Raw genomic sequence first — 14,533 nt, forward strand, 5'->3', positions numbered from 1 at the left:
GGCCTTCCGCCGAGTTGAGGGCGCTGTGTGAAGCGTTGACATCTTTGGGGTGTGCGGTATATCTGTGCTGCGGTTGGTGCAAGAAGTCGACTGCACTCAGCAAATTTCGCATAGATACTCCGCTCCTCCCCGTGACGCGCCGACTGGGCGCGCCGCGGTACCGCAGCCCCCCGTGGAACAGAGGACGCCATGAGATGGAAGCAACGCAGTCGGCGGCTGATCACCGCCGGGCTCGGCGCAGGCCTGATAGCCCTCGGGCTGGTGCCCGTCGGCGCCGGAACGGCCGCCGCGAGACCCGCGGCCAAGCCGGCCGCCGAGCCCGTGAACCTCGCCCTCAACAAGCCGATCGAGGCGTCCTCGTCGACGCAGAACTACTACGCGACGAACGCCAACGACAACAGCACCAGCACGTACTGGGAGGCGAGCGGCAATCCGTCGACGCTGACCGTGAAGCTCGGCGCCAACGCCGACCTCTCGTCCGTCGTCGTCAAGCTCAACCCGGACGCCGCCTGGGCGGCACGCACCCAGAACATCGAGGTGCTCGGGCGTGAGCAGTCCGCGAGCGGGTTCACCTCCCTCAAGACCCGCGCCGATTACAGCTTCAGCCCTTCGGGAAACCGCAACTCCGTCACCATTCCGGTCAGCGGCCGGTACGCCGACGTCCAGCTGAAGATCTTCTCCAACAGCTCCGGGTACGCGGGGCAAGCGGCCGAGTTCCAGGTCATGGGGAGCCCCGCGCCCAACCCCGACCTGACCGTCTCGAACCTCACCTGGGATCCCGCGAAGCCCTCCGAGAGCGACGCGATCACCGTGAACGCCACGGTGCGCAACACCGGCAGTGCGGCCGCCGCGGCGACCACGGTGAACGTCAGTCTCGGCGGGACGGTCGCGGGCAGCGCGCCGGTCCCCGCGCTCGGCGCGGGCGAGTCGGCCACCGTCAAGGCCGCCATCGGCAAGCGCGCGCAAGGAAGTTACACCGTCTCCGCCGTGGTCGACCCGAGCGACACCATCGACGAGCAGAACGACGACAACAACAGCCGCACCGCCGACGAGAAACTGACGGTCGGTCAGAGTCCGGGTCCCGACCTCGAAGTCACCGGAATCACGTCAAGCCCGGCCAACCCGGCCGTGGGCGCGAAGGTCACCTTCACCGCGAAGGTCCACAACCGCGGCACCAGTGGCGTGAGCGCGGGGTCCGTGACGCGTCTGACGGTGGGCAGCACCACCCTCAACGGCACCTCTCCGGCCATCGCCGCCGGTGAGACGGCCACGGTCGGCATCAGTGGCAGCTGGACCGCCGCCAGCGGTGGCGCCACGCTCACCGCGACCGCCGACGCCACGAACACGGTCGCCGAGACCAACGAGAACAACAACGTCTTCGCGCGCTCGATCGTGGTCGGTCGCGGCGCGGCCGTGCCCTACGTCGAGTACGAGGCGGAGGACGCCACGTACGAGGGCACCCTCCTCGAGACCGACGCCGAACGCACCTTCGGGCACACCAACTACGCCTCGGAGTCCTCGGGGCGCAAGTCCGTCCGCCTCACCTCCACCGGGCAGTACGTGGAGTTCAGCTCGACCAGCGCCGCCAACTCCATCGTCGTACGCAACTCGATCCCCGACGCCCCGGGCGGGGGCGGCCAGTCGAAGACCCTCAGCCTCTACGCGGACGGCAAGTTCGTGCAGAAGCTGACCCTGTCCTCCAAGCACAGCTGGCTGTACGGGAACACGGACCAGCCCGAGGGGCTCACCAACACCCCCGGCGGCGACGCGCGGCGGCTCTTCGACGAGTCGCACGCCCTGCTCACGCAGACGTATCCCCAGGGCACCAAGTTCAAGCTGCAGCGCGACGCCGGTGACGACGCCGCGTTCTACATCGTCGACCTGATCGACCTGGAGCAGGTGGCCCCCGCGGCGGGCAAGCCCGCCGAGTGCACCTCGATCGCCACGTACGGAGCGATCCCGAACGACGGCATCGACGACACCAAGGCGATCCAGGCGGCCGTGACCGCCGACCAGAAGGGCGAGATCGACTGTGTGTGGATCCCGGCGGGACAGTGGCGCCAGGAGCAGAAGATCCTCACCGACGACCCGCTGAACCGCGGCCAGTTCAACCAGGTGGGCATCCGTGACGTGACGATCCGGGGTGCCGGCATGTGGCACTCCCAGCTGTACACGCTGACCCCGCCGCACGAGGCGGGTGGCATCAACCACCCGCACGAGGGCAACTTCGGCTTCGACATCGACGACAACACCAAGATCTCCGGCATCGCCATCTTCGGCTCGGGCGCGATCCGCGGCGGCGACGGCAACGCCGAGGGCGGTGTGGGTCTCAACGGCCGTTTCGGCAAGAACACGAAGATCGACGATGTCTGGATCGAGCACGCCAACGTGGGTGCGTGGGTCGGCCGCGACTACAGCAACATCCCGGAGCTGTGGGGTCCCGGCGACGGCCTGGAGTTCACCGGAATGCGCATCCGCAACACCTACGCGGACGGGATCAACTTCACCAACGGCACCCGCAACTCCACCGTCTTCAACTCCTCCTTCCGCAACACCGGCGACGACGCCCTGGCGGTGTGGGCCAGCAAGTACGTCAAGGACACGTCGGTGGACGTCGGCCACGACAACGCCTTCCGCAACAACACCGTGCAGCTGCCCTGGCGCGCCAACGGCATCGCGGTCTACGGCGGTTACGGCAACAAGATCGAGAACAATCTCGTGTACGACACCATGAACTACCCCGGCATCATGCTCGCGACCGACCACGACCCGATCCCCTTCTCGGGACAGACACTGATCGCGAACAACGGCCTGTACCGGACCGGCGGCGCGTTCTGGAACGAGGACCAGGAGTTCGGCGCCATCACGCTGTTCGCCCAGGGCCCCGACATCCCCGGCGTGACGATCCGTGACACCGACATCCACGACTCGACGTACGACGGGATCCAGTTCAAGACCGGCGGCGGCGCCATGCCGGACGTGAAGATCTCCGACGTCACGATCTCCAAGTCCAACAACGGCTCGGGCATCCTCGCGATGAGCGGAGCACGCGGCAGCGCCACACTCACGGACGTCTCGATCAGTGATTCGCGCGACGGCAACATCCTGAAGGAGCCCGGTTCGCAGTTCGTGATCAACGGAGGGGGTGCCAAGAACTCCTCGGTACGGGAGTTCACCGCCCGCTAGCGGCAGAGGGCTGGGGGCTCTCCGGGCGCCGGGCCCTCAGCCACCCGGAACGACCGGGGGGACCGTTTCGGATTGCTCTGGAACGGTCCCTGATCCGCGAGCGCGCACCCCAGGCCCGATGGACAGAAGATGCCAAATCCCCTTCACGGCCGAGGTGTACGCGAGAGGATCAGCTCATGCCCAAGAAGATCGACCATGTTCCCGGCACCGACAAGTTCATGACGCTCGATGAGATCGCCGACTTCATTGCCGAAGCCAGGGCAGCCGGCGCTTCCGGCAGAGACATCCCGCGGGGCCGCTTGTCGTTGGGCGGGAAGCTGCAGCGGCTCGTCGTCACCGTCCCCGACCCCGAGTAGCGCGTCACGGCCGAACGCGCGCACGCACATCCTGCCCGACGGCCGCGGGGGACCTGGCCCGCGTGTCGCAGGCATCCCACCCGGCCCGCGCTGAGACCGAAGGCCCACCACGCCACCCCCGTCGCAGAGGACTTCACCGTTCCCATCCACCCTGGAGGGCATCGCCGACGGGCGCTTCGGGCACCTGTGAGACTCGGGCAACGCCTGCCGGATCCGCTGCTCCGACAGCAAATACACGGAGAGGCACCTAGCGAAGTTCCGCCACGGCCGCGCCCGCGAAGGTGGTGGCGAGGCGGCGCAGCCGTTTGTCGGACGGGTCGCCTCCGACGGTGACGTTCACCGTCTCGACGGCGTCGTCGCCGAGCGGATCCGTGTACGTGCGATGGACGACGCGGACCAGGCAGGTCCGAGGGCCCTCCGCGTCCGCCACGACGACGGCGTCACGGCCGCCGACGCGGGTGAGGGGGCCGTCGGAGCCGGCCGGCGGCTGGCCGCGGTCGAACCGGATCTCCAGCCACAGGTCCCCGGTGGTGCTCGCCCACTCGCAGCCCCAGCCGCCGAAGCGGACGTCGGGGTCCTTCGCGTCGACGCCGGGCACGGCTTCGAGGTCCTTGGGGTCGAGCAGTGCGCACGCGTCCTCGTGCACGAGGGAGGCGTCGGGCGCGGGCGAACGGCGTGCAACACGCCCCTCGTTGAGAACGTCGACGGCCCTGGCCGCGGCGGCGTCGGCCATCGGGCAGAGCGGTGCGGCCCCTTCGTCCTGCTTCGCGACGACGGAGATGTGCACGTCCGGGTCTCCCGCGGGCAGCAGCGTTCGCACACAGGCGTCGCTTTCCTCGGCCTCCTTCACCAGGCGCACGGCTCCCCCGGCACGCCGCCGCGCGGGCAGATCAGGACCGGCGCCGGTGTCGAAGTGCACCTCTACATCGACGGGTTCGTCGTCGCCGGTGTCCACGAGGACGTCGCACCGGTCGAAATTGCCGTAGTCCGAGTCGAGAACGGCCTCGCCGAACCTCTTGAGTTCGGTGGCGTCGGCGAGGGCGCAGGGGTCGGCGGTGCGGTGGTCGCCGATGACGGACCGCCCGCCCCTGCCCGACGCGGCGCCCTGGCCGCCCGCTTTCCCGCCGGAGTCCCCGCCGTCCCCGTCGTCCCACCCGAGCCGGGGAATGAGGAGGGCGACGGCGAGTACGAGAAATGCGACTCCTCCAACCGCACGCACGAGCCGGAGCCGGCCCCGAGGCGCCCTGCCGAGCCGCCGCCCGCGCGCACCGGCCCCCGCACCGCTGCGGCCCGCTCCCTCGTCGGCGCCCATGTCTCCACAGCCGTCTGCGGCTCCGCGGCTGCCCGGATCCGCCCGGCCTGTGACACCCCCATGGGTGCCCGTGTCTCCCTGTCCGCCGCTCCCCGCGCCACCGCCCCCCGTTCCCGCACCAGCACCAGCACCCGCGACCGCCCCGCCCCCTCGCACCTCTCGCTCCGTCTCGGGCAATTCCTCCACGGAGGTGGCCAACTCCTCCGTGGCAGCGAGTTCCCCGGCACCGGATCCGGCACCGGACTCTCTCCCCTCTCGCTCCTCCATGCCGAACGCGAGGGCTCCCGCACCGGGCTCCCGGGCGGGAAGCGGCTCCTGGCGCCCCGCGTGCTCCTCCAGGAGACGTGTCACCTCCGCCGCGGCCGGACGGCTCGCCGGGTCCGGGTCGAGCATCGCGGGCAGGATCTCGGCGAGGGGGCCGATGTCGCCGCCGAGGACGACCTCACAGGGTGCGACCCGGCGTCCGGCTGTGTACGAGTCGATGCCGCGCCCGATGTGCGGGCGCGGCGGGCGGCCGGTGACGGCTGCGTACAGAAGGCCGGCGAGGGAGAAGACGTCCGAGGCCGGCTCGGGGTGGCCGCGGACTACTTCGGGGGCGGCGTAGGCCGGGGTGTAGCCGACCATGCCGGGCGGGGTGATGGTCTGCTGGCCGTTGTAGCGGTATGCGGCGCCGAAGTCCGCGAGCTTGGCGAGTCCTTCGGGGGTGACGACGATGTTGGCGGGCTTCACGTCACCGTGCACGATGCCCCGGGCGTGCAGGGCAGCCAGGGCATCGGCGATCTGGACACCGACGCGGGCGGCGCGCGCCGGGGCCAGGGGCGGCCGCCGGTCGAGGCTGCCCCCGGAGACGTACTCCATGACGACCCACAGTGTCGGGCGCCCGGCCCCGGCGGCGTCCGACTCGGCGACGGGACCCGTGACCGTGAGGACGTCGTGCAGGGTGACGACGTGCGGATGGCTGAAGCGGGCGAGCGCGCGGGCCTCGGACTCCAGGCGGCTGACCGCGGCGCCGGGCTCGTCGGCGGCGTGCATCCGTTTGAGGACGACATCGCGCGGCAACCGCAGATCGCGGGCCAGCCATACCTCGCCCATGCCCCCGCGCAGAGGCCCCCGCAGCAACCGGTAGCGCCCGTCGACGGACATGCCCAGGCGCACTCCGACTCCCCCTCATCCATGTCACCCAAGGCCCGAACTCCGCTGCCTGCCGAGCGGGATCCGAACCTACTGGCTGAGCGGGCGCCCCACCCGCCCTTCACAAAATGTTCGCGCCCCGCAACTGGAGTCGCTGCGAGAGGAGACGTGTGCCAAGGTCCGCGACTTCGTTGAGGCCCTTCCGTCACTGGAAGGCCCCACCTCACCTCCCTGGACGGCCGAGAGTCACAAGTGGTCTTACGTTCTCGGGGAATTCGGTCCGGGAAGGGTGCGGATATTCGCCTCATGCCCGGCCGCCGCTCGGCAGGTCAGATCCTTGTCCGGGAGCCTGCCCGTGGCCAGGTAGACCGTGGCGCTCTTGTCCGCACAGGAGTTGGTGCCGCTGACGATGTGCCCCTCTCCGCCGGCGACGGTGACCATCCGGGATTTGCGCAGGGCCCGGTGCATGGCCTGGCCGCCGGCCGGAGGTGTCGCGGGGTCCCACTCGTTCTGCAGGATGAGTGCGCGGACCCTGTTGGCCACTGTTGTCCTGGGTTCGCTGCCCGGCTTCCAGAAGGCACACGGCTTGATGTGGGAGTCGAAGTCGCCGGACAGCGGATACCGGGCTCTGTCGCGGATCGCGTCGCGGCGGTACTGCTCGGGGTCGCGCGGCCACGACGTGCGGGTGTCGGCGCACAGGACGGCCCAGGCGCTCGCGGCTTCGTTGTCCGGGGGAACGTCACGGGCGAGCGCCGGCCGGATGGACGTCGGGACCTGGCCGGGCGTACCGGACGGAGCCGTCTCCTTGCCCTCGGCCGCCTTCTTCAGCCCGGCGACCCATGCGGCGGCCTTCTGGACGCGGGAGAACGTGGCGCGCCGAGCGCGGATGGTGTCACCGGTGAAGAGCGTCCCATCGCGGTCGATGGGTTTGCGGTCGGCCCGGGCGACGAGGTGCCAGAACGACTTGCGGACCTCCCCCGGAGTACGACCCAGTTCGTACGTCGTGTGCTGCCGGGCAGTCCATTCGGTCCATCGCGTGAAGGCGGGCCCGGCCCTCTCCGCCATCGCCTGGAACATGCCCCGCCCGTACCGCGCGGGGTCGACCGCACTGTCCAGCACGAACCGGTCGGCGCGCCGGGGGAACATCTGCGCGTAGACGGCGCCGAGGTAGGTGCCGTAGGAGAACCCGAAGTAGGAGATCTTCTTCTCCCCCAGCACGGCACGGACGACGTCCATGTCGCGCGCGGTGTTGCGGGTGGTGAGGTGACGCAGCCTGTCACCTTCCTCGGCCCGACACTTGCCGGCCACCGTACGGGCCCACTTCACGTCCTTCGCGAACGTCCCGCTCTTGTACGGGCGTTCCAAGTCCTGTTCGTCGGCGGCCAGACCGCAGCTGACGGGCGAGCTCTGGCCGACACCCCTCGGGTCGAACCCGATGAGGTCGTATCGTCGCTTCACTTCCCCGGGGAAGTCCGCTCCCACGCTGACGGGCAGATCCAGGCCCGGTCCGCCGGGGCCCCCGGGGTTGAGCAGGAGGACACCGCGACGTTCCTTCGCGCTGCTCGCCCTGAGCCGGGATATCGCGATGTCCGTTGTCTCGCCTCCGGGATCGCTGTAGCGCAGCGGCACCTTGAGTGTCGCGCACTGATAGGCGGCGGGGTTCTTCGCGTCGCAGCGCTGCCACCGCGGCGCCTGGTGCGTGTAGTGCCGCAGAGGGCCCTTGGCCGCGGACGCCTCGGCCATGGAAGAGGTCGTTGCAGGTGTGGATGCCGGTGGGAAGGTCGCCACGGCCCCGACGACCATGAGAGCGGCGATTCGCGTGATGCGCACAGTGATGTTCGTCCTTGCTGGGGAGAAGTGCCGGTCAATTGCCGATGAGCTGCTGATGGACGCACTGCCTGTACTGCTGGAAACCGTCGGGCCGATAGCACTCCTGCGTCTTGTCCGCGTACCAGACGAAGAAGACGGCGGCCAGGGCGGACACCGCGATCGCGATGGCCGACGTCACCACACCGGTGAGGGCCTTGCCCCGGCCGACACCGGTCCGCCTGGACGTGGCCAGGGCGACGACGCCCAGGAGCAGGCCGATGCCTCCGAACAGGCCCCCGATGAGGAAGACCGACGTGCTCAAGCCGATGACGCCAAGCACCATGGCGGCACCGGCCGGTCCGTTGGCCGATGCCGTGTGATGCGGCGGCATCTCAATTCCTTGCGTGTTCATCAAACGTCCTCCGGTCGGCTGTTCAGGGCACGATCCTGGCTTCCGGCGTCGCGACTGCACATCGCGGAAAGGCGGGAGAAGGTGCTCCCTCGATCGGGGGGGCCACACGTGGCGCTGGGGACCACCACACGTGGCGCCGAGGTGGACGGGGCGCTGACGAGCGGCGTGCTGCGAGTGGCCGACCGGTTAATCATTCGGCTCCATATATTATGGTGCGGTATTGTTAGGGTCCATACTGTTAGGATCCGTACATGAATGACGAGGTTGAACGGCTGGAACAGGCGGTCGCCGACCTGTTCGCGGCGTTTCGGCGCAAGCGCGGGCGAGAGCAGAGCGACGGAGGGGGCCTGTCCGGAACCCAACTGCGCGCGCTGGACCATCTCGCCGCCGCAGGCCAGGCCACCGCACGACAGCTGGCCGACTCCGCCGACGTCACCCCGGCGACCATGACCGGCCTGCTGGACACCCTCGAAGCCAAGGGCGTGGTCCGACGCGAACGCAGCCTCACCGACCGGCGCGCCATCCAGGTCGTCCTCACCGAACAGGGCCGCGAGACGGCCGCGGAGGCTCGCGAGCGGTGGCGGGGCCGGTGGCAGGAGGCGATGGCGGACGTCCCGCCCGAGGAACTGGAGGCCGCGATCCGGATCATCGGCAAGACGGCCGGCATCTTCGACCGGATGTAGCGCGCCCAGACACAGCCGGATACCGCGACCAGACGCAGCCAGATGCACAGCGAGCCCCAGAGGGAGAAGAACCGATGCCTTTCAACGACGCCGAACGCGCCTACCTCGACGCGCAACTCATAGGCCGCCTGGCCACTCTCGGCCCCGACGGGACACCGCAGGTGCGTCCGCTGGGCTTCCGCCTCAACGCGGACGGCACCATCGATCTCGGCGGGCCCTGGGTGGCCCGCACCCAGCGCTGGCGCAACGTCCAGGCCCGGCCGAGGGTGAGTTTCGTCGTCGACGACATGACGCCCGACGGCCCGGAGGCGATCAAGCCGGGCATGGGCAGGGGCGTGGAGATCCGCGGTCACGCCGAGACTCTCGCCGTGGACGACCCGCCCGGCCGCCCGGAAGTGACCGCCCCCGAGATCATCCGCATCCATCCGCGACGGATCATCAGCTGGCACATCGACCCGGCCATGCCCGACGGCCGCTCCGTCGACTTGCGCTGACTTGCGCTGACTTGTGCTGACCTCCGCTGACCTCCGCTGACCTCCGCTGACCTGCGAGATCTTCTGAACCGTCGGTCGTGGAGAGCCGGATGCAACAGCTCCAGCAGATCGCGGCAACGGCGTCGCCAGATGCACCTCCGCGCCAACAACACCCGCGCCGACGGCCTGGGGCAAGCCAACGGCTTCTACGCCCGCTGTGCCCAGGGCCAGCCCTGCGAGACGCGCCTCGCCAGGCCGAACAAGATGTGGGCCGACGACCTGGTAGTGCGCCGGCTCGACGGGGAAGTCACCAAATACACCAACGTCGGCGGCGGCTTCCACGCCGAGCAGCAGCTCCTGGCCCCCAACGCCCCCTGGAAACAGCACGCCTCAGTCATCGCGGGCGGAGACTTCGACGGTACCGCCAACTCCGACTTCGACCTCTTCGTGCGCTGGTCCGACGGCGAGGTGTCCGTGTACGGCAACACCCAGGCCGACCGCGCTGGGCCGCGAGTACCAGCTCATTCCGCCCAGATAAGGTCGTTTCCTGCGCATACGTCACACCCTCCCGCTGTACGCCGCGGTCCTGGCCGTCCTGATGTCAGGCTGCGCGGATGAGCCGGGCGGGAGCGGTCCCAAGGAGAGTGCCGCCGCCTCGACGCAGCCGTCGAAGCCATCGGCGTCTTCCGGAGGCACGGGCAGGGCGTGGGAGCCGGACGACGCGTCGCGGCGTGCCGAGCAGGCACTCAAGGCCGCCGCTGACGACGGTACGGAGACGGAGCTCGTCGATTCCGGCACCGCGTACCTGGGGTCGGGCCTGAAGAAGTCCTTCCGCGCGAGCGGCGACAAACCGTACCGACTCGAGATCACCTGTGACACGGACGGGGCCGAGGAGCTCACTCTGACCCTGTCCCGGGGTGCGGACGAGCAGGCCTACGGGGTGGGATGCGGGGACCGCGAGGCGGACCACTTCAACCTCCCGGCGGGCAAGCCGTTCACGGCGCACGTCGAAGCCGAGCAGAATGGCACGGGACTCATCGCATGGCGCCTCACCACGATCGCCCCCGGCGATGTGGACGGATGCGACGACGACGTCGACGGGTGCGAGGACTGCCCCCCTTTCACACCGCCTCCCGTGAGCGGGGCGGCCACGGGGCCCACAGGCTCACGCGGTCGCCCCGCACACGAGAGACCACCACCATCGAGTTCGACCGGCCTGAGGGCACATGGTCGCCCGAGGTTGCGGTGCTGCCACAGGATCAGTACCACCACTGTCCGCGCGTGAGGCATGGCTGTTCGCCTGCTGTACCTGAGCCTTCCTGTTCCTCCGCTCGCCCGCCAGGTTGGCCGACCACAACCCTCATCTGGGCGGGCCGGACTTGGCGCCTAGATGTACTGACCGGAGACGTTGATTGAAAGCACAGCGCTCCGATCAGCAGTTACGAGGTGGGGGCCGAGTGGCGTTCAAGCAGGTCTCTGGCGAGCTGACTGATGCGTTCGCGGGCCCTCTCTGGGGCGAGCACCTCGATATGGTCACCGAATTGGAGGAGCTGGCGCACTGACTCGATGTTGGGATAGCGCACGACGGCGGTGCAACAACCATCTTCTGGGTCGGAAACTTCGTGGATGCGGTTGCCGAGTATGCGCCGCGCCAGGTCGATGCCAGTTTCTGGCAGGCGGATGGTCACGCTCACGCGGCCTTGCGCCTCGGTGCGTGCCTTCAACGCGGCCCACCTGGTGTGAAGGGTCTCACCAGGTCGAAGAACAGCCGGCGCGTTGAGCTGTTCGTAGGCCGAGAGTCGTTCCAGAGCGAACAGCCGACCGTCCCCCTGGTCGTCGGCGATGAGATACCAGCGGCCTGACTTCGCCACGATCCCGTACGGGTCGACCACTCGCGTCGAGGCCCGACTCTCGGCGCTGCGCCGGTACCGGATGCGCAGCCGACGGCGGTGCCGCAGTGCCGTAGCCAGATCCGCTACGTCGATCGCCGCCTCTGAGCCAGCGAACCACGAGGTGCTTTCCACCAGCACCAGGTCCGCCAATCGCAGCAAGTTCGGTGACTCAGGTGATCCAGCCTGGTGAGCGGCGATCTTGCGCGCGGCCGATTCCCACACCCCGGACAGGCCCATGCCCTCAAGCTGCGCGCTGTCCAAGCCGGCCACGGAGAGCGCCTCCAGCTCTGGTGGGTCCAGGTGGGATGCGTTGAGCCGCGCACCGGGGAGCAAGATGATCCCGCCGTTCCGCCCCCGTTCTGCATAAACAGGCACACCCGCGGTTGAGAGTGCCTCCACATCCCGCAGCACAGTCCGCCGAGACACCTCCAGCCGCTTGGCGAGCTCGCTGGTGGTGATGCGCTGACGGGTCTGCAGGAGCAGCAGCAGGTGCAAGAGCCGCGAAGCCTTCATGCTCGCCAATGTTCGCAGAAAAGGTGACAGGTTCTGTCGCGATTAGACGATCCGCTGGAGCAGTACCAAGAAATCAACTAGTTGAGGAGCGCTCCATGGCCGCACCGAACCTGTTCCTGATCGGCGTTCGCGACGCCCAGGCCGCTACCGCCTTCTACAGCGACCTGTTCGAGCTTGAACCGACCTTCACCAGTCCCCACTACGTGGCCTTCGAGGTTGCCCCCGGCGTCCTGTTCGCGCTGTGGACGGGATACAGCGAGCACGCTGTCCCGAGCACTCCTCGCACAAGCGAAGTCGGACTGATGATGCCGGGACCATCGTCCGCAGTTGACGAGGTCTTCACGAGTTGGGTCTCGAAGGGGGTCCATGTCGTCGAGGAGCCGCACGACGCCGTCTTCGGCCGCACGTTCGTGATCACTGACCCCGATGGAAACCTCATCCGGGTCTCCCCGGTCGACTGAGCTGTACGTCCCCTCTCCACACCTCAAGTTGTCGAAGGGCCGGCCACACACGATGGCCGGCCCTTCAGCCTGTCCAGGAGCGCAGAAATGTCCCATCCGAACGCCGCCCTCACCCCGCCCCACCGTCTGAAAGGCGCTCAACTCGTCGTCGACGACGGCTGGCCAATCAGCGAAGTCGCGGCCCGGTTCCAGGTCTCCTGGTCGACCGTAAAGCGCTGGGTCGACCGTTACCTTGCAGGCGAGTCCATGCAGGACCGAACCTCACGGCCGCGAAGGTCTCCAAACAGGACTCCCAAGGCCGTGACAGAGCGGTGCGTCAGCCTACGCAGACGTCTACGAGAAGGACCGATCCAGCTCGCCGCGAGGCTCGGCATCGCCCCGTCGACAGTGCACCGGATCCTGCGATCGGCCCGTCTGAACCGCCTCGCCTACGTTGATCGCGCGACCGGTGAACCCATCCGACGCTACGAGCACGACCACCCGGGATCGCTGGTTCACGTGGACGTGAAAAAGCTCGGCAACATCCCCGATGGCGGCGGCTGGCGCAGTCGGCGTACTGCATCGCGCGGCGGAGTGGTTCGCCGAGCGCGGCCTCGTCATCACGAGGGTGCTCTCGAACAATGGAGGCGCCTATCGCTCCCATCTGTGGCGCGACACGTGCGACGCCCTCTCGATCACGCCGAAGTACACCCGCCCTTACCGTCCGCAGACCAACGGGAAGGCCGAACGCTTCCACCCCACCATGGCAGACGGCTGGGCCTACGCCCGCTGCTACTCCTCCGAGGCCGAACGCCGAAGTGAGTTGGAAAGCTGGTTGCACTACTACAACCACCACAGACCCCATACGGCGTGCGGGAGCCTGCCCCCGTTCTCACGATTGATCAACGTGCCCGGTCAGTACACCTAGACGTATGGGCAGTCTGGAGGAGCGCGGGAACTGTTCCGCCGCCACGACGCTCCGGCGAAACCTTGGCCCAGTTGCTGCACAGCCAGGCCTCCGGGATTCTCGCCGTGGGTCCCTTCCATCGACACCGTGTTGATGCGGCGCCTGTACCGCATGGTGATTACGGAAATCTCCACCCGTCGGGTGCACCCGAGGGGCGTCCGCCCACCCGACCGGCAACTGGGCAGTCCAGCAGGCGCGTGACCTTCTCACGGCAATGGACGACCGCGTTGACCGATTCAGGTTCCCGATCCGGGACCGAGATGAAGTCACCATCGGAGCGGGCATGTTCGAGACACACGCACCACCGGATGCGTGCACCTCTTCTTGAGGAGGGTCGTGAGGTGGTCGGCGGCAGAGGGCTGGAGCGCGGCCAACAGCACCTCGCCGGGTCCGAGTCCGCGGCGATGCGGTGGTGTACGACGGATGGGCTCTCCAGCTCCGCGCGATCATCGGCAACGGCGACTTGGCCGCCACGACAGCCCGAACTCCGGCGGAAGTTGGTTCCAGGTGCAGCCCGTGGTCCACGAAGACGATGGCGGCCAGGACCTCACGCCCCCCTCGTCGGCGGTGTCCTCCGCCCTGCGGGCGCACCGGCGCGCGCGTACCGGGTCACCGTCGACACTCCGGGGACGAGCCGGCCTCCGCAGGATCGCCGGCCACGGTTCACTGACCGCCACGCAGCGCTGCCTGCATCCAGACGTACACAAGATTACGGCTGCCGGCACCGCGCTCTCCGCCCACCTCAGCGTGGAGCGCGCAGCGCGCTCCACGCTCGCCGCTCGCCGCCAAGCCCGATTGTCATGACCCGCTGACCCCGGTCAAGCACGCCGGTCCCCATCTGGTCCCCAAAAATGGTCAGGGCCGGTTTTGGATTCCTCCAAAACCGGCCCTGACCTGCGACTCTTACGAGTCGGGACGACAGGATTCGAACCTGCGACCCCTTGACCCCCAGCGGTGCGGTCGCTCCCATGCGGGCTATAGAACGCCACAGCGTCTCTATGCGGGATATTTGCAGCATCGGCACGCAATACCAGCAACTACACGCACGAACCACAAAGTTCAGCACGGCATACAGAAGTTCAGGTCCACCCTCGGCAGTACGCGGACAGCGAGCGCCGCCTTCACTCGCCCGAGCCGCACCGCGCCCTTCGTGACGCGATATCAGCGCCCGTCGGGCACCGCCACGGGACGTTGGCCACCAGGGGTGGCCGTGGACGGCCGGCGCCCCCCCAACCGCCGTTAAGTGACAGAAAGCGCTGAAGCGAAATCGCGGGGTGGCCAGTTCCTGTCGTACGGCCGCCCGCTCTGGCAGGACTACGAACCTCGAACTACCAGCCCTTGAAGACCTGTTTACGTGCG

Annotated in this window: 10 protein-coding genes and 2 pseudogenes; 7 read left to right on the forward strand and 5 right to left on the reverse strand. The window is 68.5% G+C overall.

What is annotated here, in order from left to right; all coding sequences use genetic code 11:
- Nucleotides 1-189: 189 nt before the first annotated feature.
- Together ACZ592_RS12770 and ACZ592_RS12775 are read left to right on the forward strand one after the other, a co-directional pair.
- Nucleotides 190-3,186 (forward strand): CARDB domain-containing protein, encoded by a 2,997-nt coding sequence (locus tag ACZ592_RS12770; protein ID WP_471581551.1) that lies wholly within the window; start codon nucleotides 190-192, stop codon nucleotides 3,184-3,186.
- A 176-nt stretch (nucleotides 3,187-3,362) separates the two neighbouring features.
- Nucleotides 3,363-3,542, forward strand: a complete 180-nt coding sequence (locus ACZ592_RS12775) for a hypothetical protein (RefSeq protein ID WP_471581552.1) — start codon at nucleotides 3,363-3,365, stop codon at nucleotides 3,540-3,542.
- Between the two features lie 247 nt (nucleotides 3,543-3,789).
- Here the strand turns inward: ACZ592_RS12775 and ACZ592_RS12780 are convergent, their stop codons facing one another.
- The 3 genes from ACZ592_RS12780 to ACZ592_RS12790 form a co-directional block, all read right to left on the reverse strand.
- The gene (locus ACZ592_RS12780) at nucleotides 3,790-5,997 is read right to left on the reverse strand and encodes a serine/threonine-protein kinase (RefSeq protein WP_471581553.1); all 2,208 of its coding nucleotides are present in this window, start codon (nucleotides 5,995-5,997) and stop codon (nucleotides 3,790-3,792) included.
- Between the two features lie 246 nt (nucleotides 5,998-6,243).
- The gene (locus ACZ592_RS12785; protein ID WP_471581913.1) at nucleotides 6,244-7,788 is read right to left on the reverse strand and encodes an alpha/beta hydrolase; all 1,545 of its coding nucleotides are present in this window, start codon (nucleotides 7,786-7,788) and stop codon (nucleotides 6,244-6,246) included.
- Between the two features lie 61 nt (nucleotides 7,789-7,849).
- Nucleotides 7,850-8,185 carry a DUF4190 domain-containing protein gene (locus tag ACZ592_RS12790; RefSeq protein WP_471581554.1) on the reverse strand — a complete coding sequence of 112 codons (336 nt, stop codon included), beginning with the start codon at nucleotides 8,183-8,185 and terminating at the stop codon, nucleotides 7,850-7,852.
- A gap of 272 nt (nucleotides 8,186-8,457) precedes the next feature.
- Between ACZ592_RS12790 and ACZ592_RS12795 the strand changes: the two genes are divergently transcribed.
- From ACZ592_RS12795 to ACZ592_RS12805, 3 genes are all read left to right on the forward strand, one after another.
- Nucleotides 8,458-8,889, forward strand: a complete 432-nt coding sequence (locus ACZ592_RS12795; RefSeq protein ID WP_471581555.1) for a MarR family winged helix-turn-helix transcriptional regulator — start codon at nucleotides 8,458-8,460, stop codon at nucleotides 8,887-8,889.
- A 74-nt stretch (nucleotides 8,890-8,963) separates the two neighbouring features.
- Nucleotides 8,964-9,383 carry a PPOX class F420-dependent oxidoreductase gene (locus ACZ592_RS12800; RefSeq protein WP_471581556.1) on the forward strand — a complete coding sequence of 140 codons (420 nt, stop codon included), beginning with the start codon at nucleotides 8,964-8,966 and terminating at the stop codon, nucleotides 9,381-9,383.
- A gap of 129 nt (nucleotides 9,384-9,512) precedes the next feature.
- Entirely contained in the window at nucleotides 9,513-9,980 is a 468-nt protein-coding gene (locus ACZ592_RS12805) for a hypothetical protein (protein WP_471581557.1), read from the forward strand.
- Nucleotides 9,981-10,801: 821 nt separating this feature from the next.
- Here ACZ592_RS12805 and ACZ592_RS12810 read toward each other — a convergent pair.
- Nucleotides 10,802-11,767: a helix-turn-helix transcriptional regulator gene (locus ACZ592_RS12810; RefSeq protein WP_471581558.1), complete on the reverse strand. Its 966-nt coding sequence runs from the start codon at nucleotides 11,765-11,767 to the stop codon at nucleotides 10,802-10,804.
- Nucleotides 11,768-11,862: 95 nt separating this feature from the next.
- Between ACZ592_RS12810 and ACZ592_RS12815 the strand changes: the two genes are divergently transcribed.
- Both ACZ592_RS12815 and ACZ592_RS12820 read left to right on the forward strand, forming a co-directional pair.
- Nucleotides 11,863-12,228 (forward strand): VOC family protein, encoded by a 366-nt coding sequence (locus tag ACZ592_RS12815; protein WP_085923087.1) that lies wholly within the window; start codon nucleotides 11,863-11,865, stop codon nucleotides 12,226-12,228.
- An 87-nt stretch (nucleotides 12,229-12,315) separates the two neighbouring features.
- Nucleotides 12,316-13,135, forward strand: a pseudogene (locus tag ACZ592_RS12820) (integrase core domain-containing protein).
- Between the two features lie 512 nt (nucleotides 13,136-13,647).
- Here ACZ592_RS12820 and ACZ592_RS12825 read toward each other — a convergent pair.
- Nucleotides 13,648-13,771 (reverse strand): annotated as a pseudogene (locus ACZ592_RS12825) (transposase); the annotation flags it as partial.
- Nucleotides 13,772-14,533: the final 762 nt, after the last annotated feature.

Source organism: Streptomyces sp. NPDC040622 (assembly GCF_055593965.1).

Coding starts and splice junctions, on each gene's coding strand:
- ACZ592_RS12770 (WP_471581551.1), top strand. CDS start 190: ATGAGATGGAAGCAACGCAGTCGGCGGCTGATCACCGCCGGGCTCGGC.
- ACZ592_RS12775 (WP_471581552.1), top strand. CDS start 3,363: ATGCCCAAGAAGATCGACCATGTTCCCGGCACCGACAAGTTCATGACG.
- ACZ592_RS12780 (WP_471581553.1), bottom strand. CDS start 5,997: ATGTCCGTCGACGGGCGCTACCGGTTGCTGCGGGGGCCTCTGCGCGGG.
- ACZ592_RS12785 (WP_471581913.1), bottom strand. CDS start 7,788: ATGGTCGTCGGGGCCGTGGCGACCTTCCCACCGGCATCCACACCTGCA.
- ACZ592_RS12790 (WP_471581554.1), bottom strand. CDS start 8,185: ATGCCGCCGCATCACACGGCATCGGCCAACGGACCGGCCGGTGCCGCC.
- ACZ592_RS12795 (WP_471581555.1), top strand. CDS start 8,458: ATGAATGACGAGGTTGAACGGCTGGAACAGGCGGTCGCCGACCTGTTC.
- ACZ592_RS12800 (WP_471581556.1), top strand. CDS start 8,964: ATGCCTTTCAACGACGCCGAACGCGCCTACCTCGACGCGCAACTCATA.
- ACZ592_RS12805 (WP_471581557.1), top strand. CDS start 9,513: ATGCACCTCCGCGCCAACAACACCCGCGCCGACGGCCTGGGGCAAGCC.
- ACZ592_RS12810 (WP_471581558.1), bottom strand. CDS start 11,767: ATGAAGGCTTCGCGGCTCTTGCACCTGCTGCTGCTCCTGCAGACCCGT.
- ACZ592_RS12815 (WP_085923087.1), top strand. CDS start 11,863: ATGGCCGCACCGAACCTGTTCCTGATCGGCGTTCGCGACGCCCAGGCC.